Annotated in this window: 16 protein-coding genes and 1 pseudogene; 10 read left to right on the forward strand and 7 right to left on the reverse strand. The window is 69.6% G+C overall.

Going from position 1 to position 20,041, the window contains the following annotated elements:
* Positions 1-297: 297 nt before the first annotated feature.
* Complete coding sequence (locus tag O7603_RS05585; RefSeq protein WP_281574606.1) at positions 298-759, reverse strand: tetratricopeptide repeat protein; 462 nt, start codon at positions 757-759, stop codon at positions 298-300.
* Between the two features lie 69 nt (positions 760-828).
* Positions 829-1,410 carry a hypothetical protein gene (locus O7603_RS05590; RefSeq protein WP_281574607.1) on the reverse strand — a complete coding sequence of 194 codons (582 nt, stop codon included), beginning with the start codon at positions 1,408-1,410 and terminating at the stop codon, positions 829-831.
* Positions 1,411-2,954: 1,544 nt separating this feature from the next.
* Between O7603_RS05590 and O7603_RS05595 the strand changes: the two genes are divergently transcribed.
* Entirely contained in the window at positions 2,955-3,545 is a 591-nt protein-coding gene (locus tag O7603_RS05595) for a DinB family protein (RefSeq protein ID WP_281574608.1), read from the forward strand.
* 188 nt (positions 3,546-3,733) lie between these two features.
* On the opposite strand, the gene O7603_RS05600 is transcribed toward O7603_RS05595, so the two are convergent.
* Positions 3,734-4,672 (reverse strand): helix-turn-helix domain-containing protein, encoded by a 939-nt coding sequence (locus O7603_RS05600; RefSeq protein ID WP_281574609.1) that lies wholly within the window; start codon positions 4,670-4,672, stop codon positions 3,734-3,736.
* Positions 4,673-4,770: 98 nt separating this feature from the next.
* Between O7603_RS05600 and O7603_RS05605 the strand changes: the two genes are divergently transcribed.
* The 4 genes and pseudogenes from O7603_RS05605 (at position 4,771) to O7603_RS05620 (ending at position 6,961) form a co-directional block, all read left to right on the forward strand.
* Positions 4,771-5,424 (forward strand): DJ-1/PfpI family protein, encoded by a 654-nt coding sequence (locus tag O7603_RS05605; protein WP_281574610.1) that lies wholly within the window; start codon positions 4,771-4,773, stop codon positions 5,422-5,424.
* Between the two features lie 11 nt (positions 5,425-5,435).
* Positions 5,436-5,750: a hypothetical protein gene (locus O7603_RS05610; protein ID WP_281574611.1), complete on the forward strand. Its 315-nt coding sequence runs from the start codon at positions 5,436-5,438 to the stop codon at positions 5,748-5,750.
* Positions 5,751-5,955: 205 nt separating this feature from the next.
* Positions 5,956-6,116 (forward strand): annotated as a pseudogene (locus O7603_RS05615) (VOC family protein); the annotation flags it as partial.
* 77 nt (positions 6,117-6,193) lie between these two features.
* Entirely contained in the window at positions 6,194-6,961 is a 768-nt protein-coding gene (locus tag O7603_RS05620; protein ID WP_281574612.1) for a VOC family protein, read from the forward strand.
* 153 nt (positions 6,962-7,114) lie between these two features.
* On the opposite strand, the gene O7603_RS05625 is transcribed toward O7603_RS05620, so the two are convergent.
* From O7603_RS05625 to O7603_RS05635, 3 genes are all read right to left on the reverse strand, one after another.
* Positions 7,115-7,639 carry a GNAT family N-acetyltransferase gene (locus O7603_RS05625; RefSeq protein ID WP_281576615.1) on the reverse strand — a complete coding sequence of 175 codons (525 nt, stop codon included), beginning with the start codon at positions 7,637-7,639 and terminating at the stop codon, positions 7,115-7,117.
* A gap of 272 nt (positions 7,640-7,911) precedes the next feature.
* Complete coding sequence (locus tag O7603_RS05630; protein WP_281574613.1) at positions 7,912-9,204, reverse strand: MFS transporter; 1,293 nt, start codon at positions 9,202-9,204, stop codon at positions 7,912-7,914.
* A 260-nt stretch (positions 9,205-9,464) separates the two neighbouring features.
* Positions 9,465-11,849: an SGNH/GDSL hydrolase family protein gene (locus tag O7603_RS05635; protein WP_281574614.1), complete on the reverse strand. Its 2,385-nt coding sequence runs from the start codon at positions 11,847-11,849 to the stop codon at positions 9,465-9,467.
* Positions 11,850-12,319: 470 nt separating this feature from the next.
* Here O7603_RS05635 and O7603_RS05640 point away from each other — a divergent pair, with 470 nt between their 5' ends.
* From O7603_RS05640 to O7603_RS05660, 5 genes are all read left to right on the forward strand, one after another.
* The gene (locus tag O7603_RS05640; RefSeq protein ID WP_281574615.1) at positions 12,320-14,242 is read left to right on the forward strand and encodes a sialidase family protein; all 1,923 of its coding nucleotides are present in this window, start codon (positions 12,320-12,322) and stop codon (positions 14,240-14,242) included.
* A 192-nt stretch (positions 14,243-14,434) separates the two neighbouring features.
* On the forward strand, positions 14,435-15,454 hold the full coding sequence (locus tag O7603_RS05645) for a hypothetical protein (RefSeq protein ID WP_281574616.1): 1,020 nt from the start codon (positions 14,435-14,437) through the stop codon (positions 15,452-15,454).
* Positions 15,455-15,532: 78 nt separating this feature from the next.
* Complete coding sequence (locus tag O7603_RS05650) at positions 15,533-15,973, forward strand: VOC family protein (RefSeq protein WP_281574617.1); 441 nt, start codon at positions 15,533-15,535, stop codon at positions 15,971-15,973.
* A 28-nt stretch (positions 15,974-16,001) separates the two neighbouring features.
* Positions 16,002-16,994 (forward strand): DUF1152 domain-containing protein, encoded by a 993-nt coding sequence (locus tag O7603_RS05655; protein ID WP_281574618.1) that lies wholly within the window; start codon positions 16,002-16,004, stop codon positions 16,992-16,994.
* 171 nt (positions 16,995-17,165) lie between these two features.
* Positions 17,166-17,921: a DinB family protein gene (locus O7603_RS05660; protein WP_281574619.1), complete on the forward strand. Its 756-nt coding sequence runs from the start codon at positions 17,166-17,168 to the stop codon at positions 17,919-17,921.
* A gap of 308 nt (positions 17,922-18,229) precedes the next feature.
* Here O7603_RS05660 and O7603_RS05665 read toward each other — a convergent pair whose 3' ends face one another.
* Positions 18,230-19,561, reverse strand: coding sequence for an MFS transporter (locus O7603_RS05665; RefSeq protein ID WP_348651056.1), 1,332 nt, complete (start codon positions 19,559-19,561; stop codon positions 18,230-18,232).
* Between the last annotated feature and the right edge of the window lie 480 nt (positions 19,562-20,041).

Raw genomic sequence — 20,041 nt, forward strand, 5'->3', positions numbered from 1 at the left:
GCGCTGGCGTCCTCCGGCAAGCCACGGCCGGGCCCGACAGGCTCGAACCCGGCGTAGTTGCGGACGCCGAACAGCAGCCCGAAGGCGTCGTAGTGGCGAGGTAGCGCATCCAGACTGACATCGGCCAGCCTCCAGGATGAACCCGGACCGTCCGGCCGGATCTCCACCCCACCAGCGATATCGGTACCCAGGTCAGCCCGCCCTTGCAGCCAAGATGGCACGAACCGCGCGCAGCGTAGAGGCATCCCACAGCTCGGCCACGCGATGACCATACGCAAGGCCCGATCGAGCGCGCGTCTACCCAGAGGTCAGCTGTTGCGCCAGCCGGTCCAGGCCCCCCTTGATCAGCTGGCCGTACTCGTCGTCGCCCAGCGCGCCGATCCCCGCCTGCGCACGCCGGAGGTGCTCGCGGGCACGGTCGAGATCGCCGAGCTTGCGGTAGCACTCAGCCAGGTTGAGGTGCAACGACGGATACAAACCGGCCACCGACATCGGCACCCCCGCCTGTGCAACCCGGGCGTCGGTGAGCACGTCGGCCGCCGCCAGCGCTCGCTGATCCCAGAGCAACTCCTGGTGGACGTCGTCCTGCACGTCGGCCATCGAATGCGCGAGGACGCAAACGTGCAAAGGATCGCCTCGCTCCCCGCCGATCTCGTCCCAGATCTGTGCAAACAAGTCGCGCGCAGCCTCACGCTGGCCTTGATGATGATGCAACTGCACCCCGTGGTTGATGCGGGCCAGCGTCACGTCGGTGATCATCGGCTGCTCCTGCGCGGCTCGTGTCGCGACGACGGCATGGATCGTCCTTCTCCGCACGTCTCACCCGGGCTATGCGGTTTCGCGCTGGCGCGACAACGCTTTCGTCGAACCGTCGTTCATGCCGAGCTCGGCGGGATAGCTGTCGAAGCGCTTCAGGTCGAACTTGCGTACCGCCGTGGCCCACGGGTTGTGGGTGGCCATGTGGACGAGGTGCTCGAAGTGGGACAGGTACGTCTCGCCGCGCCGGGCGCGCTCGGCGAGGATGTAGGGCTCCAGGACACGCCAGGCCTGCCGGGAGCGGTAGCTGACCGTACCCATCAGGAGCCGCGGATCGACCGCCACGAAAGCCAGCATCTGGCCCAGACCGTTGTAGTACAGCGACAGCCGGACCACCTGGTGGCGGGCCTCGGCCGGCAGCGCGCTGACGCTGACATCCGGTGGTGGGTATCGGGCGGTCAGCTCGTTGAGGACGAAGTCCTCGGCGCGGAGGAACTCATCGCTGGATCGGTCTCGGGTCAGCAGCTCGATCGCGACGAGGGTCTGGTTGGCGGTCTGCGCCGAGCGCAGTTGGCGTAACGCGAATACGACCGTCACGACAACCGCAATCGCAGAGCCGCACGCCGCCACGACATTTGCCAGGTCGGATATCACAAGGCCTGAGGTTAGTGGGTCGAGGCGAGCGGCGGCCGCGTCCGACAGGCCCGGCGGGTGACGCGCGGTCCATGTCAGTCGCGGCGTCGAGGTGCCGGCCGGTGCCCCCGGTTCGGGTCGTGCCTTCGGAGGGAGTCCTCGGTTTCGGCGGCGAGTCGTTGTAGCAGCCAGGCGGTTGCGGCCCGCACCTCGCTGGCGGCTCCGAGCGGAGTCTCGACCGGCGGACCGGTCTGGGCGTCGACCTGGTGGCCGCCACAGCCGGTGGAGTCGGAGTCACACCTGAGGGAGATCGTGGTGTGCACCTGCCATGGCGGTCCAGGGCGGTGGTACGGCATGCTCCCTGCCGGGGCGCACAGAACGTCCACCCAGATCCGATCTGATCCACCCTCGCCCGCCAGTACCGTGACCGGGAACTCCGGTTCGGGCCCGAGCCGCTGGTAGCGGAAGCGGTTCAGCGGAACCCCCCAGAGCTGAGCGTCGGGTCGTGCACCCAGCCTCTGCCCCAACCGGAAGAGGGCCTCGTCGGCGGCCTGCAGTACCTGACGAACGAAGTCGTGTTCCGTCCGATCTGCCGGGGTGGGGAACAGCCAACCGACCTCGCCCAGCGGCAGCGGGATGTCCCGGAAGGAGGCCACGGCTCAGTCTGTGTTGCCGCACCTTCCCACGTCCACCCGCGTTGCCCCCCAACCGCTGTGACGGCATCGACGTGGAGGGCCCGGCGCAGGTGACCGCTGCGCCGGGGCGTTCACCTTCGTCGCCGGTATCGGGCCGGCCCTGACGTTCGTTCGCGCCCGGTCATGAGCGACCGCGCGCGGACCGCCGCGTGCTGCAGTCCGGGACAAGGCCACCTCGCCGCTCGCTCCGGCTCCGGCCCACAGCGGCGGCTCACCGCAGGACGAACGAGAAGTCCCTGGGAGTTCCGCGGTTCAGCGGAACGCTGATCTTGATGCGGCAAGCGATTCACCCACGGCTGATGTCCAGCCCCCTGAGCGACGAGCCGTTCGGGGCGAAGGGGCGCGGGGTCGTCGACGATGACCGAGCCCGGGACGGGCCAGGGACTGTCGGAAGGGCGCGAGGCGAGCAGTTCCGAGCCGGTGTCCCACTCCAGGGCGAACCGGTTGCGCCGGGCGATCAGCGGGTCGAGAAGGATCAGATCCAGGTACCGGACCGGGACGTGATCGTGGGCGGTGACTTCGCCGGTGCTGGCGAGGTCGGCTTGGCAGTGGACGCTGCGGAACGCGAGCAGGGGAAGGCGCGAGCGCCGAGCAGTCCAGGACAGCACGATGTGAGGACGCGTAGACATGATCTCTCTAAGACCTGACGGAAGGCACGGGAAAGGAGCCGACGGCGACGTCGGCGACCGATGCACGGGGAAGGTGTCAGGTCTAAAGAGCAGGCGGCGTCACGCGGGGTGAGGTCCTCTCGTGCGTTGCAAGGAAGTAGATCCAGCTACAAGGTAGGGCGGGACGGGCAGCCGGACCACCCAATATCGTCCGGAGCCGAGCGCCGAGGGAAGTGAACCCGGCTCTGGAAGACTGACCGGCATGGCTGATCTGGGCGACCCGAAGGCTGCGCTGCACCACTACCTCCAGGCGACTCGCGATGACCTGATCTGGAAGCTCGACGGGCTGAGCGAACGCGAGGCCAGACTGCCCCGCACCGCGACCGGCAACAACCTGCTGGGTGTCCTCAAGCACTGCCTCAACGTCGAAGCCGGCTACTTCGGGCCCACGTTCGGGCGCGAGTTCCCGACACCTGAGGACCTGGTCCCCATGCAGGCGTACGAGGAGGACCCGCAGGCAGACTGGTACGCGCGGGAGGACGAGACCAAGGATGGGCTGATCGACCTGTATCGCCGTGTGGGGATGTTCGCGGACGAGACGATCGCGCAGCTACCCCTCGACGCGCCCGGGCAGGTGCCGTGGTGGCGGCCAGGCGGGCAGGACGTGACGCTGCACAGGATCATCATCCACGTGACCTGCGACCTCGCCCGCCACGCCGGTCACGCCGACATCATGCGCGAGCAACACGACGGAGCGGTCGGCTGGCAGCGGAAGAACACCAACATCCCCAACGACATCGACTGGCCGGCGTACGTCACCAAGCTGACGAAGATCGCTGACCGATTCGGATAGCCGGCTCGGTCCGTCGACACAGTCGGTGAGGTGAGCATCTGTTCGGTGCGATCGCGAGCTGGGCTCTGCCGCCCTTGGTCACATCCTGCGACGCCACGTCGGCGGCAGATCCGTGTGGGTTGCCCGGCCATGCCTCGACCTCGCGCACCTCTCGCCTGGACAACCAGGCAGCCAACCGCGGGATGCCGTCAGCTACGGAAGGTGGTGCGGTACGCCTGTGGCGTCACCCCGCTGAGTCGCTTGAACTGGGCGCGGAAGTGCGCCGGCGACATGAAGCCGACCAGGTGGGCGATCCGGTCGACGCCGTGCTCGGTGCTCTCCAGGAGTTCCTGTGCCCGGCGAATGCGCACGGCGGTGACCCACTGCATCGGGGTGCGGCCGGTCTCCTCGTGGAAGCGGCGGTTGAGCGTGCGCACGCTGAGCCCGGCCCGGGTGGCCACGTCGGCCAGAGTCAGTTTCTCGAAGGCATGGGACTCCAGCCACTCGAGGACCGCGCCGAGGCCGATCTCGCCGGCGCCCGCGCCGGGGCGCACGATGAACTGTGCCTGCCCGCCGTCGCGGTGCAGTGGTGCCACAGCCTGCCGTGACGCGTCGGCGGCGACTGCGGCGCCGTAGTCGCGGCGGACGAGGTGTAGGCACATGTCCACCCCGGCGGTCGCCCCGGCCGAGGTGATGAACTGACCGGCGTCGACGTACAGCACCTCGGGGTCCACCTGCACGGCCGGGAAGGCCGCCTGCAACTGCTCGGCGGCAGCCCAGTGGGTGGTGGCCCGCCGGTGGTCAAGCAGCCCGGCGGCGGCGAGGGTGAAGGCGCCCACGCAGATCGAGGCGATGCGGGTACCGGCGGCCGCGGCGGCCCGTAGCGCGTCCAGTGCCGCGGTCGGCACCGACGCGGCCGGGTCGTACCGCCCGGGCACGATCACGGTGTCGGCGTCCGCGAGCGCGTCGAGGCTGTGGTCGACGGCCAGACGCAGCGGGCCGGCGTCGACCACCGGCTCGCTGCCGCAGACCAGTGTCCGGTAGCCGGCCTGGCCGCCCGGCAGCCGCACCCGGCCGAGCACGTCGATCGGCGTGGCCAGATCGAACGCGATCGTGCCCGGAAGCGCCAGGACGAACACGGTATGCATCGCGACGGTCCTCGGATCGAGGGAGGTGGCAAGAAGCAGTTGGACGATGACAATCCTGCCACTGGTCGGGTCGACCGGCGAAGCCGAGGATCGGTGGCATGTTGGTGCAGATCGTGTTGTTCGACGGGTTCGACCCGCTCGATGTCATCGCGCCCTTCGAGGTCCTCGCGGCCGGCGGCGACGCGACCGGCGGCGCCCTGGCGGTGGAGCTCGTCGCCGCTGACGGCCCTCGGGAGGTGGTCGGCGGCACCCGCGGCCTGACACTGCGGGCGACCGCGCGGCTGGACCCGAACCGGCCGGGCTACGTCGTCGTACCCGGTGCGAGCGGGCCCACGACCGGGGACCCCGACCAGGGCGCGGTGACGATCCCCGTGCTGCTGGCCCGGTTCGCCGAGTCGGCGGCGCCGCTGCTGCTCGCCGCCCTGCGCAACCCCGACTTGACGGTCGCCACCGTCTGCGGCGGGGCGCTCACCCTGGCGATGGCGGGCCTGATAGAGGGCCGCCACGCGGTGACCCACCGGCTCGGCATGGACGTGCTCGACGCGACGGGCGTGCACGCGGTGCCGGCCCGGGTCGTCGACGACGGCGACCTGATCAGCGCGGGTGGTGTCACGTCCGGCCTGGACCTCGGGCTGCACATCCTGGAACGCGAGTTCGGTCCGCGAGTCGCGCACGCCGTCGAAACCCTGTTCGAGTACGAGCGGCGCGGCATCGTCTGGCGCAACGCCGGCCGCGTGCCCGTCACGATCTGAAGGAAGCTGTCATGCACCCCATCCTCGGCACCTGGGACGTGAGCCTGAAGACCCCGATCGGCACGCTGAGCGCCGTCTACGTCTTCAGCGACGTTGCCGGCGGGCTCGCCGGCACCGCGTCGACGACGTCGGAGACCGTACCGTTGGCCGCGCTCGCCTGCGACGGCCCCCGAGTGACCTGGCGACAGTCCGTGACCCGACCGATGCGGCTCCACCTCGACTTCGACGTGCTCGTGCACGGGGGAACCCTGACCGGCCACTCCCGCGCCGGGCGGCTGCCCCGCACCACGGTCACCGGCACCCGCCGCGAAAATCCGGAAGGCTGAGCTTCCTACCGGGCACAAGACGCACGGGACATCACCACCGCGGCCTCCGGGCATCGCTACGATCGGGCACCGCTGCCCCGCCCGTCGTGACGCGCGGTGACACCCGGTTGGCGGCAGATCCGGACGACGGCTCCGCTGACGATTCGCCCGATCCGCCCCGTACGACGCACGAACGGTGCCACGATGCCGGCAGGGCGTGCCGGCGGTGGTCGCCCCAGCCGAGAGGGGTCCACGTGAGCACCGTCCCGCCGGGCACGCCCGCTGGGCCGACCTGGCCATCGCCCGGATCTCGCCGACGCGCGGCGCTCCTACCCGGAGCTGTTCGGCTGGACCGGGCGGATCACGCCGGCAGCCGAGGCGGGCGGCTCGGCACGCGGATCGTGGCGGGTTGATGCCGTCATCCCGCCGACAGTTGCCCGAGCAGAGGAAGCGAAGCGGAAGCCATGACAGACATCCCACCGGGGGCACCCGCCTGGGTCGACCTGATCACCACCGACCTCGCCGGCGCGGCGCGCTTCTACGCGCCCTTGTTCGGCTGGGCCGTCGCCGAAGCGGACCGGCAACCCGCGGCTGACGGGCACCTCGTCTTCCATCAGCAGGGCAAACCCGTGGCCGGCGCCGGGCTGGGCGCCGGCCCGCAACGGCCGCCCGCCTGGCTGCCCTACCTGTCGACCGACGACGCCGAGGGGGCCTGCCAGCGGGTGACCGCCGCCGGCGGCCGGATCCTGACCGAGCCCTTCGACATCCCCGGCTCCCGGCGGACGGCGCTGGTCGCCGACCCGGCCGGGGCGTCGTTCGGGGTCTGGCAGTCGCTCGGCATGCCGGGGGCCGAGGTGTTCGACGTACCCGGCTCGCTGACCTGGCCCGAGCTGACCACGCGGGAGTCGGACCGGGCCAAGGAGTTCTACGGGTCGGTGTTCGGCTGGACGGCGGACGACCAACCGATGGGCCCGATCACCTACACCACCTGGCAGCTGGACGGTCGTCCCGTCGCCGGGATGATGCCCATGATCGGCGAAGACTGGGGTGACCTCCCGTCCCACTGGATGGTCTACTTCGCGGTCACCGACACCGACCGGGTCGTCGCCGAGGCGCTCCGGATGGGCGCGACCCTCGCCGTCCAGCCGACAGACCTGACGCGGGGCCGGTTCGCCGTGCTCACCGACCCGCAGGGAGCGTTCTTCTCGGTCCTCGGGACCACACCACCCTGACCGTACGGGGATCAAGGCCGTACCGGCACCACCAGCGGCCGGTGCTCGCCGTCGACGACAATCTCCGGATCACCTCGCAGCGCAGCGCCGGCCGCCGCCGACACCAGCGCCGGCGCCTCCACCATCCCCCGGGCAAGCCATCGCCAAGGCATGTCAAGAAACGTCGCCGTTGTACTTGATCATCGCGCAGCGCCGAAAAGCATCGATTCCGGGCAGCGCCGCTTCGTGTTGCATCGCGGCTGCCAGCTCGCGTCCGATCTCCGCGCCGGGTAGCTCTCGGTACCCAAGTTTCCGGTAGTAGGGACCGTTCCAGGGCACATCGCGGAACGTCGTCAGGGTCGTCGCCGGCCGATCGTTGCGCCTGCCCCAAAGTTCGAGGTGCGATATAAGCCGGCGGCCGATGCCCCGCCGTGCGTGAGTGGGAGCTACCGATACCTGCTCTACGTGGGCATTACCGTCCAGCACCCTTGCCACGATGTAGCCGGCAATCTTCCCGTCTTCCTCGGCAACCCAGACCAGCCCTTGCCGCTGACTTCGACCCAGGGCCTGCTGATCGGGAACATGGTCGGCCACCTCGGACATGCCAACCGAGTGGAAGAGCTCGCCGGCCTGGACCTCGAGCAGAGCCACGTCGTCGAGCTCCGACTGTCTTGCCGAACGGATCAGCGGGGAAGCCACAGCCTCACCCTCCATCAGCGCGAAGAGGTCCTGCAACCGGGATTTCCGGACGCTCGGACCCGGATGAAGCTGGTCACCGACGGTGACGAGCTCAGCGACGCCTTCGGGTCCCTGTCGGCGGCTCCAGGACGGTTCAGCACGATGGGGTTCAGCGGGATATGCCGCGACCGCTGCGGCAAGGTCGGCGCGACGGCCAGCACCCGAGGCGTACACGGGAGGCCGTGGTGCCCTCTGCGAGCTCGATTCGCCGGACTGCTGTCGGCCGGCGACGACTACTGCGGCTTGTCTGGTGACGGAAGGAGCGGTCCCAGGCGGGCGAGTGGAGACAGAACCATCAGCACGGGTGACAGCATCATGCCGGCGGCCGTGACCAGGAGCGCCGCCCGCATTCCCCAGTGTTCGGCGAGAAGGCCGCCGAGCAGCGAGCCGACTGGCGTCAGACCCATGCCGGCGAAGGTGATCGTCGCGGCGACGCGGCCCTGCATCGCGTCCGGGGTGACGGCCTGCCGGACGGCCATGATGGCGACGTTGACCAGTTGGCCGAAGGCCCCGAACACGAGGTTGATCGCGATCAGCGCCGGAATGGTGGCCACGGAGGCGCCGTGCAGCGCGGGCACACACAGCATCACGCCGTCACCGATGACCGCCGCTCCGACGAGTGTCGCGCCGTAACCGAGGCGGCGCGGGAGCCGGGCGGCGAGCAGGGAGCCCACGAGCGCCCCCGGTCCCGTCGCGGCGAGCGCCAGTCCGATGGCGGTACCGGACAGGTGCAGTTCCCGGGGCAAGAAGAGCAGGTAGGTGGTCATCATGGCCGCGAAGGACAACTGGAATGCGGCCGAGGCGAGGCACACGGTACGGAGCAAGGCATCGCCGGCCACGAAGCGGAGGCCCTCGTGGATCCGAAGCCAGACCCGTTGGGGCCCGCCCGGTTGCGCGGGGATCGACTCGCGGTGACGGACACGGGAGATGCCCAGGAACGACACCACGAAGAACAGGGCGCTGGCTGCGGCGGCGATCGGCGCCGACAGCAGGGACGTCATCGTCCCGCCGAGGGCGGGACCGCCGATCTGGGCCGCGGACCGGCTTGCCTCGATCGCGCTGTTGCCCTGCAGCAGCTGATCGCGTTTCACCAGGCGTACGAGGGAGGCTTGGTAGGCGACGTCGAAGAACACCGACAGGGCCCCGACGGCGAAGGCGACGGCCAGCAGTACCGGCATGTCGAGGCCGCCCACAAGGGCCGCCACGGCGGCTCCGCCCAGCGCCAGGGCCCGGCCGAGGTCCGCCACGACCATGACCGTGCGGGTCCGCCACTTGTCCACCCACACGCCCACGAACAGCGCGAGCAGCAACTGCGGTGCCTGCCCCACCGCGCGCAGGACGCCCAGTTGATCCGCGCCGACGTCGAGTGTCAGGACGGCGATCAGCGGCAGGATCACCAGGCTCGAATGCTCGCCCACCTGTGAGGCCGTCTGGCCGGCCCAAAGGCTGCGGAAGTCGGAGTTGCGCCACAGGTTCTGCGTAACGGATCGGGCGGAATCGGAGACGGCGGAGTAACGGGACGGCACAGGGACCCCTTGGGTTGCTGCGGGCAAGGCGCACCGACCGCCGTACGGCCAATCTGCTGGCGGTGCAGGTGGGAAAGGCTCGCCGTGCCGCGCGATTCAGGGGCAGCACGCGATGACAGGCCGATCTCGGCCTAGGACGTCAACGCGCGCTCGGACGACCGGGCATGTCTCAGCTCCTCGTGGGTCACTCGCCGCGCCACAGTAGCCGCCGGCGGTTCAGCAGGAAAGGCGATTAGGAGCCCCGGCCGCACAGCCAGCGCTCAGCGGAGTGTGCCGAGGTCGATGGCCTCGGCCATCGCGCGGTAGCCCGCGTCCGACGGGTGCAGATGGTCGCCCGAGTCGTACGCCGGGAGGATCCTCTGCGGGTCGGCCGGGTCACGCACCACCGCGTCGAAGTCGACGACGGCGTCGAAGTCGTCGCTCGTGCGGATGAACTCGTTCACGGCCTGCCGCACCGTGTCGCGTTCCTCGGTGTAGGAGCGCCATCCCTTCATCGGCGTGATGGTTCCGACGACGATCCGCAGGCCCTGTGCGTGCGCCTGGGCGGCGATCTGCCGCAGGGCGAGTTTCAGGATGTCCGGGTCGGGGCGTTCGAGGTTGAGGATGTCGTTGACGCCCTCGAGCATGATGACCGTGCGCGCTCCGGACGTGGTCAGCATGTCCCGGGGCAGGCGTGCGAAGGCGTTCGGGCCCCCGATCCCGGTTCCCGTGCTGCTGTCCAGGATCCGGTTGCCGCTGATGCCGCTGTTGACCACGCCGAGCTTGGTCGGTCCCGGCTCGGCGGCGAGCCGGTCGGCGAGGGCGTCGGGCCACCGCAGGTTGGCATTGACGGTCGACTTGTCCCCATCGGTGATCGAGTCGCCGAAGGTCACCACCGTGCCGCGCGCGGTGGAGGACCGGACGTCCACGGCTGTCACGTAGTACCAGGCCGTCGTCGGCTGGGTGAACGCGGTGCCATGCTCGTCCGCCGCGTGGTCGCCGTCCGAGGAGATGAACGACGTCTGGTACGAGCGCGGATGTTCCGTCACCGGGCCGGACGGCTCCGGGGTGTAGACGGTCACCAGCAGGTCCCCGTCCGCGGGCACGGCGAGGGAGACCGGGTCGCTGAGCACCTCACCGCCGGCCGGGATGGTCACCGATGGCGCACCGCCGAAGGTCAGCTCACGCATGGTGCCGGTGACCGCGTCCGGCGCGTCGGGTCGGCTCGCGACCGCCAGGGTCGTTCGTCCCATCAGGACCGGTGCCGTCCCGAGCGCGTTGGACAGGCGCACGCGAGCCGTGTCACCACCCACGCTGGTGTGCACCAGGTTGCGGATCGAGTGGTTCGGCAGGCCCTGGTCGGCACCGGGCGTCGTCCGCGCCATGGCCGTCTGCCAGGTGCCGACCCAGCGGCCGGGCCGGCCGGCGTCGAGCTTGTCCAGGTCGACGACCGCCGCCATCGCCTGGTAACCGGCGTCCTTCGGGTGCAGGTGGTCGCCGGAGTCGTACTCCGCCCGCAACCGGTTCGGCAGCGCGGGGTCCCGCAGCGCGACGTCGAAGTCGGCCACCGCGTCGAACGCGCCGCCGTCGCGGATGAAGTCGTTGACCGCCTGCCGTACGCCTTCCAGCTCCTCGGTGTAGTTGCTCGACCCGCCGAACGGCGTGAGCGTGCCACCGGTGACCCGCAGCCCCTTCGCCTTGGCCTGAGCCGCTAGCTGGCCCAGCGCCGCGATGATTTGCGACGGCTCGTGGTGCTGCGGCTGGCCGCCGATGTCGTTGATTCCCAACATGACGATCACGGAACGTACGCCGGTCGCGGTCAGGACATCGCGGTCCAACCGGGACAGCGCGTTGGGGTTCCAGGTGCTGTTGAGCAACCGGTTCGAGCTGATGCCGGCGTTGAGCACGCCGAGCCGCGTCTTCCCGGGCTCGGCGATCAGCCGGTCGGCCAGGTAGTCCGGCCAGCGGTGGTTCGCGTTCCGTGTCGAGTTGTTCCCGTCGGTGATCGAGTCGCCGAGCGTGACCACCGCGCCCTCGGCGCGTCCCAGGACGTCCACGCCGCTCACGTACGGCCAGAAGGTGATCGTCTCGGTGAACGCCGCGCCGGACTCCTCGGCCGCGTGATCACCGTTCTGCGACAGGTACGAGGTCTGGTTGGCCACCTGGTGATAGGTCACCGGCCCGGACGCCACCGGGGTGTACACGCTGACCAGGAGGTCGCCGTCCTCCGGAACGGCGAGGGAGATCGGGTCGCTCAGCACCTCGCCGCCGGCCGGGATGGTCACCGATGGTGTGCCGCCGAAGGTGAGCGCGCGCATCGTGCCCGCGATCGCGTCCGGCGCGTCGGGCGCATCGGCGACCGCGACCGTCACCGCGTCCATCCGCACCGCCGCCGTGCCGAGCACGTTGGTCAGCGCGACCCGCACACCCGAGCCACCGACGCTGGTGTGCACGACGTTGCGGATGGTCCGGTCCGCGTATCCGGTGGGGAGGTTGGGCACGGTGCCGGAGGCCGAGGCCGACCAGGTGCCGACCCAGTCGCCCGGTGGCGCCGTCGACGGGGCGTCCTGGCGTGGCGCCGTCGAGGGGGCGTCCTGGCCGGCGGCGGGGGCCGGGCTCGCCAGGCCGAGCACCAGCGCGAGCACGGCACCGGCTGTCTGCGTCATTCTCCGGTGGTAGGACATGGGACCTCCTCGCGGTCGTCAACGAGTTTGCTCCCCAGGCCGGTTGCGGTCAACAGGTGTCAGCTTCGCCGTCCGATTGCGACCCAGCCCCGTTCGCCACGTGGATCACGAGCGCGGGCAGAAATCCATGCCAGTAGCTGCTTCTGCGGACTCACGCTGGAATTTGAGGCGTTGCGCCCCCTCTTCGCCGCCATGCCAGGGATGTCGAACCGCTCAGGTCGTGGCGGTTGACCAGCCTCGGGCGGGACCACCCTGGTCGGCACGACGCGCGAGGGGCTTGCGACTCTCGACGTCGGACGTAGGATGTCCGACATCTTCGCGTGACGAGAGTTGGGCGGTGCGGGCGAAGCCGCGGACGATCCGCGAGCGCCACACGTACGACAACCGGCAGCTCGGCTCCACCTGCCGGTCGACACGAGCCGCCCCAGCGGTGACCAGTGGAGGTAGGGAACATGACGAGACCAAGACACCGTCGGCTGTGGTCCACCGTGGCGATCGCGGCGATGGCTGCCGCCTTGCTCACCAGCGGCACCGCGCACGCCGCCGAGCCGCACCACGAGGAACGGGCGGTCTACACCGCGAACACGGACGGGTATTTCTGCTTCCGGATCCCGGCGATCGTGAAGGCCACCAACGGGGACCTGCTGGCGTTCGCCGAGGGCCGGGTCACCAACTGCGACGACCGGGGCAACATCGATCTGGTGCTGAAGCGGTCCCACGACGGCGGTCGCACCTGGGGGCCGCTGCAGGTCGTCTCGCGCGGCAGCGGAGACACGCACGGCAACCCGATGCCGATCGTGGACGAACGGACCGGCCGCGTCGTACTCTTCACGACCCACAACCCGGGCACCGGAAGCGGTGGCCGCGATCCGTACCTGCAGATCAGCGATGACTACGGAGCGACCTGGAGCGCGCCGCGGAAGATGACCGAGCTGATGCGGCCAGAGTGGACCGCGTGGTACGCCACCGGTCCGGTGCACGCCATCCAACTCAAACGCGGCCCGCACACCGGGCGGCTGGTGATGAGCGCCAACCACGAGTCGTTCGCACCGGACGGGCGGCGCGTCGCCGGCGTCCACCTCGGGTACAGCGACGACGGAGGCGAGACCTGGCAGCTCGGCGCCAGCGCCGGTGGCGCCGCCGACGACATCTTCGTCAACGAGTCGACGCTGGTGGAGCTGACCGACGGACGGATCTACGTCAACGTGCGGGAAGCCGGCACGGCCGAGGGCACCCGGGCGTACGCGATCTCCAGCGACGGCGGCGAAAACTACGACGCGCCGTTCCAGATGGCGCCCGAGCTGACGATGCCGGTCGTGCAGGGCGCGTTGCTGCGGCTCACCGCCACCGACGAGGGTGACGACCGGAACCGCATCCTGTTCTCCGGACCGGCCAATCCCGGCAAGCGCGAGGCCCTGACGATCCGGTCCTCGTACGACGAGGCCCGGACCTGGGAGCCCTGGCAGGAAGGCAAGGTCATCAGCTGGGGCCCGGGCGGGTACTCCGACCTGGTCAAGATCGAGACCGATCCGGTCGCGGGCCCCGTGGCCGGGGTGCTGTACGAGGGTGGCGAGGCCGCCCTGTACGAGGTGATCCAGTTCGTCAGGTTCAACGAGGCGTACCTCGACACTCCGAACGGCTCGCCGCCGGACCTACCGCCGCCACCGCAGCCGGGACCGACGACCCCGGACGCGGCACCGCGGTACGACAACACCGCCTACGTGCGCGGCAACGCGACGTTGACCGCGGGGCGGTACGGCACCGGGCTCGCGCTCGACGGCGTCGACGACCACGTGGAGGTGCCGTACAACCCGGACGTCGACCTCGAGGACAGCCAGTTCACGATCATGACCTGGTTCCGATACAGCGAGACGACCGGCAACATCGTGATCTGGTGGTTCCACCAGGTGGGCACGGGAGCGGCGCAGATCTGGCTGCGGGCGGAACCCGCGAGCAACCGCATCCGGGGTGTCGTCGGCACCGGCCAGGGCGACGCGAACATCACCATCGCGGGCGCGTACAACGACGGGCTCTGGCACCACGTCGCCATGCAACGCACGGCCACCCGGGTCAGGGTCCTCATCGACGGTGCCACCGTGGCCGACCTGGCCGCCCCCCGCGGTTCGGTGACCACGGGCAAGGAGTTCGGCATCCACAGCATCTTCCTCGGCCGACGGGTCGACGGCCTGAACAACCCGTTCCGCGGCACCCTCGACGAGTTCCGCATCTACGGCCGCGCCCTCACCGACGAGGAGTTGCGGGTTGTCCGGGAACGCAACGTCCCGATCGCCGGCCAGCTCCGGCTCCGCCTCCCCTTCACGACCATCAACCACTGCGGTGGCCGCGGCGTCGGGGCCCCGGCCCCGGTCGACTGAGGCTCGACCGGCACGGTGCTGGAGGGGCTGGGATGACGGCCGTCGGCCGTCATCCCAGCCCCGCTCGGCCCAGCGCCTCGGTCAGCACGCGACCCCGACTCGGCACCGTGTAGTCGCGGTGATGGGCGGCATTCTGCGCTACCCGAGGAACTCGGTTTCACGCCGGTCGGTCCGGGAGGGAGGATGGTGCCGATGACTGACGAGGACGTGGCGTGGTACGAGCGGCTGCTCGAAACGAAGCCGGATCTGGTCGACTTCGCAACTTGCTGGACGGTCGTCCAGCCGTTGACCAAGCCGGTCACCGTGCCCGAGGCGGCCCGCCGGCTCGGCGGGAACCCGGCCGACATCGAGGAACGAGCCGGGTGGGACTTCGAGGAACCCGACGGGACGGCGCACCTGCACCAGGTGGGGCCCGCCGTGGTCATGGTCCAGACCGCGGGTTGCGAGGGCGTGCGCGACGAGGCTCTGCGATGGTTGTCCGACGGTGCCGCGGTGCACAGCTCGTGGTGGGGCGCCGCCAACGGGCGCAGTTTCCTCTGCTACGCCGCCTTCGGCCGGGTGCTCACCCGGCTGGAAAGCCTCGACGACGACCAGCCCACCGGCGAGCAACCCACGGCCCTCGACGAGGATCGCGACCCGCTGCGCGACGACCTGGACTATCCCGCCCAGCTGGCGTTCGTCGAGCGGCGCACCGGCATCCGGCTGGACCCCTCCTGGTTGGACCAGCCACACCCGACGGTGGTGCTGCGCACACCGATCCCGGACGACCCACGCCCACCGGGCATGTTCGGCGCGGCGGATCCGGACCTGGCGGCCATGCTGCTGCTGGCCGGCGAGTCGACGCAGCGCGCCGCGCTGCGCTGGGTGCTCGACATGCTCGCGGATGAGCAGGACCTGCGTGGCGAGCCTGCGGTCGGCGCGGTCCTCGACGCGTTGCCGCAAGGCTGGCCCGCCGGCGACGACCTGTCACACCAGCTGCACGGGCTGCAGGTCCGGCTGACGCAGGAGGTCAACGCCAGCCCCGGAGGGTCGCCGGAGCGCTGGCGACGGTATTACCGCATGCGCGCGGGCGAAGCGTTCGCGGCGACGGTAGCCCGTTCCCGTGGCCGGTCGGACCCACCGGACACCCTGTGGTTTGCCCAGCAGGCGTTTCAGCAGCGGTGGCCAGCCATCCGCGCGGAACTGTGGCGGCGGGCGCGGCCTCCCCGGTAACGGCCGTTCGCACGACAAGCCGGGTCACCGCGACCGAGAGTGATAGTCGGTAGGTGCACGAGGCTAAGGAGACCCGGCATGACGATCCAGCGGATGGACAACGTCCTGATCGTTGTCGACGACCTTGACGCTGTTGTGGCGTTCTTCGTCGAACTTGGCATGGAGTTGGAGGGCAGGGCGCCAGTCGAGGGACGTTGGGTCGAGCGTGTCATCGGGATCGATGACGTCCGACAGGATGTCGCGATGCTGCGGACCCCGGACGGCCACGGCCGGATCGAGCTGGCGATGTTCCACACGCCGAAGGCGATCAGCGCCGAGCCGAAGGATGCGCCGGCGAACACGCTGGGCATCCGTCGCATCATGTTCGCCGTCGACGACATCGAGGACGTCGTTGCCCGCCTGCGTACCCACGGCGCCGAACTCGTCGGCGAGCTGGCGCAGTACGAGGACAGCTACCGGCTCTGCTACGTCCGTGGCCCGGAGGGCATCGTCGTCGGGCTGGCCGAACAGCTCAGCTGAGGTCGGCTTGGTTGATCATTGAGCGGTGATGAACCCTGCTGCTCTGACTGCCGACCTCGGTGCGTTCTCGTTGGCCGTTCCGCCGCTGTTTGCCGCGCTGGCTCCGGCGCGGAACATCCTCATCGCCGGAGCGGGCGGGGGCTTCGACGTGTACGCCGGGCTGCCGTTGGCGTTCACCCTGTGGCGCGGCGGCGCCCAGGTGCATCTGGCCAGCCTGTCCTTCTCCGAGCTCGAGTTGATCGACCAGGAGGCGTGGGTAGCGGAGCACGTCGCGGCGGTGCGGCCCGGCACCACCAGCCCGGACTGGTACTTCCCCGAACGGACGCTCGCCCGGTGGCTGGCGGCTCAGGAGCTGCCGTCGACCGTGTACGCCTTTCCGCCGCTCGGTGTCCAACCGCTTCGGGCGGCGTACCGGCACCTGGTCGAACAACTCAACATCGATGCGGTCGTGCTGGTCGACGGCGGCACCGACGTCCTGCTGCGCGGCGACGAAAGCGATCTCGGCACCCCGGTGGAGGACATCACCAGCCTGGCCGCCGTGCGCGGGCTGGACGTGCCGGTCAAGCTGGTGACCAGTCTCGGCTTCGGCATCGACGCGTACGACGGCGTCAACCACGTCCAGGTGCTGGAGAACCTCGCCGCCCTCGACCGCGACGGCGGCTACCTCGGCGCCCTGTCCATCCCCGGTTCCAGCCGGGAGGCGGCGCTGTACCGCGATGCTGTCGCCGACGCCCTGGCCGCCACCCCGAACCGGCCGAGCATCGTCCAGGGACAGATCGCCGCCGCCACCAGCGGCGCGTTCGGAGACGTCCGGTTCAGCCGGCGCACCGGAGACGGGGACCTGTTCGTCAACCCGCTGATGGCGATCTACTTCACCGTCGACCTCGACAAACTCGCCGCCCGATGCCTGTACCTTGACCGCATCGAGAACACGGTCGGCAGGCGACAGGTCATCACGCGCATCCACGCGTTCCGCGACGAACTCCTCAACGCACGCGTCCCCCGCGCGTTCCCCCACTGAACGCCCGCGGCCAGCCCGCCGACGCGCACCTCCCACCGCGGCTGCCCCCAATGCCCTCCGGGCCGACACCACCGTCGTCCACCTGCTCATCGACGGCGTCCGACTCAAAACCGTCCCTCACGGCTGTGCTACCCATTGACGCAGTCGGGACGGATTCGGGAGGCTGTCTCGATGCCTGCCGCGTACGCCCACAGTGACCAGTTCCGTGGTGCCCACATCCACCTCTGCGATCTTGCCGGCCTTGAGATTCGCGATTGCGAGGTCAGCGGCCTGAAGATCGTGGACTGCTACGGGGGCGACGTCTACCTCGGTGGCGCCTTCGAGCGTCTCGTTGTTAACGACGTCGACGTGACTGCCTACGTCGAGGCCGAGCTCGACCGGCAGCATCCCACGCGGGTGCTGGCGCGTGACGCCGCGTCCCCCGTCGACTACCGGACTGCTTGGGATGCCATCGAGACGCAGTGGGAGGCGACGCTCGACCGCGCCAGACTGCTGCCCGAGGCCAAGCTGCACGAGCAGGTCAACGGCGAGTGGTCGTTCGTCGAGACCCAACGGCACCTGCTGATGGCCGGCGATGCCTGGCTTGGTAACGCCGTGCTCGAGGAGGATGCGCCGTATCACCGGTTGGGCCTTCCGCACGGCGGGATGCCGCCCGACACAGCGGCGAAGCTCGGCCTCACCCTCGACGCCACCCCGACGCTCGACGAGGTACTCGCGCCGCGGCTCGCCCGCATGGCCACGATGCGGCGTGTCGTCGACGGGCTGACCGAGACCGAGCTCGATCGGGTGTGTGGTCGCAAGCCGGCGGACCCATATCCAGACCAGGAGTACGTCGTGCGCCGCTGCCTCACGGTGGTGCTCAAGGAAGAGGCCGAGCATCACCGTTACGCGGTACGCGACCTCGCCGTGCTTGAGGCCGGTGCCTGAACAGGTCAGAGCGTTTGCCCCGACTACTTGGCGTTGCAATGTGGAAGGCCCTCGGCATACTAACGTCAACCGGACCGAACGGCCCCTGACCTGCGCTGGGCTTTGCCGTCGATCGTCATCGTTGGTCGCCGTTGGTTCACCTCAGACGGCCTGTAGACGGCATGATCTTGAAATTCCCTCGGCGTTGCCGGGATGGCCGCTTATCCCCCAGAGATTGGCAGCCGGGTTCCGTTCGGCGCGCACCGCTGATCGGTGGTCCGGTACCGCTCTGACGTCTACCGCAGGCCTCGCCGGGGCTGAGAAGGCTCTCATGCCGTCTCTCCTGCTGTCGTTCCGGCCAAAGGGGCGTCGGGGTAAGTGGGCGGTCGGAGAGCGTGTGCGTGCACCGACCAGGCGAGCGGAAGTGCGACCAGGACCACTGCCTGGATCGCGAGCAACGCCGCGACGATGCCCCAACGGTCTGCCACCAGGCCGACCCCCACGGCGACGAGCGCGTACAGCACGCTGCCGAGCAGCGACCCGAGCGAACCCATCGTCGCGCGTTCCCGATCGGTGAACTCGCGCTGCAGCAACGTCTGCTGGGCGATCGTCGACATGCCGTAGGCCGGTGACCCAAGCAGCACGGGCGAAAATACCGTCGGCTTGACCAGCGCCACGAAGTTCGCCACGTTGTCGAACAGCTCACCGAACAGCAAAGTGCGGGCCGCGCCCACCCGGCCGATCACCCAACCACTGACGCGGAAACCGACGAAGGCCACGCCATGGCCGAAGGTGCGCCACAGGCCCAGCGCCCAGAGCGGCCACAGCCCTGCCACGAAAACAGGCGACAACTGAGCCGCGCTTTCGCTGCTGTAACGAAGCGCCGACACCAGAGTCATCCGGCGGAGCACCGGATTACGGCGGAGGCCGCGCAGGGCCGATCCGAGATGCACCAGCACGTTCGATTCCAGCGGGCCGTGCACCCGCGGTTCCCGGACCCGCAAGGCGACGAGCACGCACAGCACCTGCGGCACGACCGACAGCACGACCACCGCACGCAGCGACCACGCGCCGGCGACCACGCCACCTATGGCTGCCGCCAGCGCGAGCGCGAGCTGGAACATCGAGTTCACACGGCCCGAGTGCCGGGGGAACTCCTCCTCCCGGTCGGCTCCGAGCAGAGTGTCGTACAGAAGCGCGTCGTTGTTGCCGCTCCACAGTGAGGTCGCCAATCCCTCCAGCACAACAGCTGCCAGGAGGAGGCCGTAGCCGGAAGCGCCGGCGTACCCGAGGTGGGCGGCCACCATGACGACGGCACCGGCGATCATCGTGCCGCGACGCCCGAGCCGGTCGGCGAGCACGCCGGTGGGGACTTCGAACGCCGCGGAGGACAGCATTTTCAGCGCCAGCAGGCTTGCGGCGGCTGTGTACGAGCCGGTGACCTGCGCGAAGTAGATGACCATGATTGGCCCGTACATGCGGAAGTCGCCGAGGAAGTTGAACCAGCCCAGCAGGCGAACGTTGCGGCTGACGGTCTCATCAGCATGGTGTGGAGCAGCCGGAGCTGACCTGAGCCGTCGAGTTCTCCTCCCGAACGGGGAAGTGATCAGGCGTTGGAGAAAGACAAGGACACGGTGAATCGAGGAACGATGAGCGGACACAGCAGAGCTCCCGGAAAGGCGAACGGAGACGCCGAAAAGCGCCAAGGGCCGGTGACACGTGTCACCTCGCCCCGGCGACCGGGATGTGGGCTGAGTTCGCTACACGCGCGGCGTTACAAGCCTGCGACTGCGGTCACCAAGGGGCGAATGGAAGCTCCAACCGATGACTTAGACATCAGTGCTCCTCAATTCCCAGGCGGACGGTTCCGCAACAGCTCCAACCCTAGCGACTCAAGTTCTACGTGTCCGTCGATTTATTGACCTGCATCTGCTGGCTCCGCCTGGACGAACGTCCTCACCCACCGGCCACGGCTCACGGCTCACGGCTATCCGGTCGCATGGAGGACCAGTTCCACGTCGCCGACTCGGCGCTCGGCGCCGCCGTAGTGACGGCGGTCGCCGCGATCGCGCCCACGCTGATCGCGCCTGGTCAGGCCAGCAATGGAGCCAACGGACCGGCGCCCGGATCGCGCCGATCGT

Source organism: Micromonospora sp. WMMD812, from assembly GCF_027497215.1.
In the GTDB taxonomy this organism is placed as follows: domain Bacteria; phylum Actinomycetota; class Actinomycetes; order Mycobacteriales; family Micromonosporaceae; genus Micromonospora.

Coding starts and splice junctions, on each gene's coding strand:
- O7603_RS05585 (WP_281574606.1), bottom strand. CDS start 759: ATGATCACCGACGTGACGCTGGCCCGCATCAACCACGGGGTGCAGTTG.
- O7603_RS05595 (WP_281574608.1), top strand. CDS start 2,955: ATGGCTGATCTGGGCGACCCGAAGGCTGCGCTGCACCACTACCTCCAG.
- O7603_RS05600 (WP_281574609.1), bottom strand. CDS start 4,672: ATGCATACCGTGTTCGTCCTGGCGCTTCCGGGCACGATCGCGTTCGAT.
- O7603_RS05605 (WP_281574610.1), top strand. CDS start 4,771: ATGTTGGTGCAGATCGTGTTGTTCGACGGGTTCGACCCGCTCGATGTC.
- O7603_RS05610 (WP_281574611.1), top strand. CDS start 5,436: ATGCACCCCATCCTCGGCACCTGGGACGTGAGCCTGAAGACCCCGATC.
- O7603_RS05620 (WP_281574612.1), top strand. CDS start 6,194: ATGACAGACATCCCACCGGGGGCACCCGCCTGGGTCGACCTGATCACC.
- O7603_RS05635 (WP_281574614.1), bottom strand. CDS start 11,849: ATGACGCAGACAGCCGGTGCCGTGCTCGCGCTGGTGCTCGGCCTGGCG.
- O7603_RS05640 (WP_281574615.1), top strand. CDS start 12,320: ATGACGAGACCAAGACACCGTCGGCTGTGGTCCACCGTGGCGATCGCG.
- O7603_RS05645 (WP_281574616.1), top strand. CDS start 14,435: ATGACTGACGAGGACGTGGCGTGGTACGAGCGGCTGCTCGAAACGAAG.
- O7603_RS05650 (WP_281574617.1), top strand. CDS start 15,533: ATGACGATCCAGCGGATGGACAACGTCCTGATCGTTGTCGACGACCTT.
- O7603_RS05655 (WP_281574618.1), top strand. CDS start 16,002: ATGAACCCTGCTGCTCTGACTGCCGACCTCGGTGCGTTCTCGTTGGCC.
- O7603_RS05660 (WP_281574619.1), top strand. CDS start 17,166: ATGCCTGCCGCGTACGCCCACAGTGACCAGTTCCGTGGTGCCCACATC.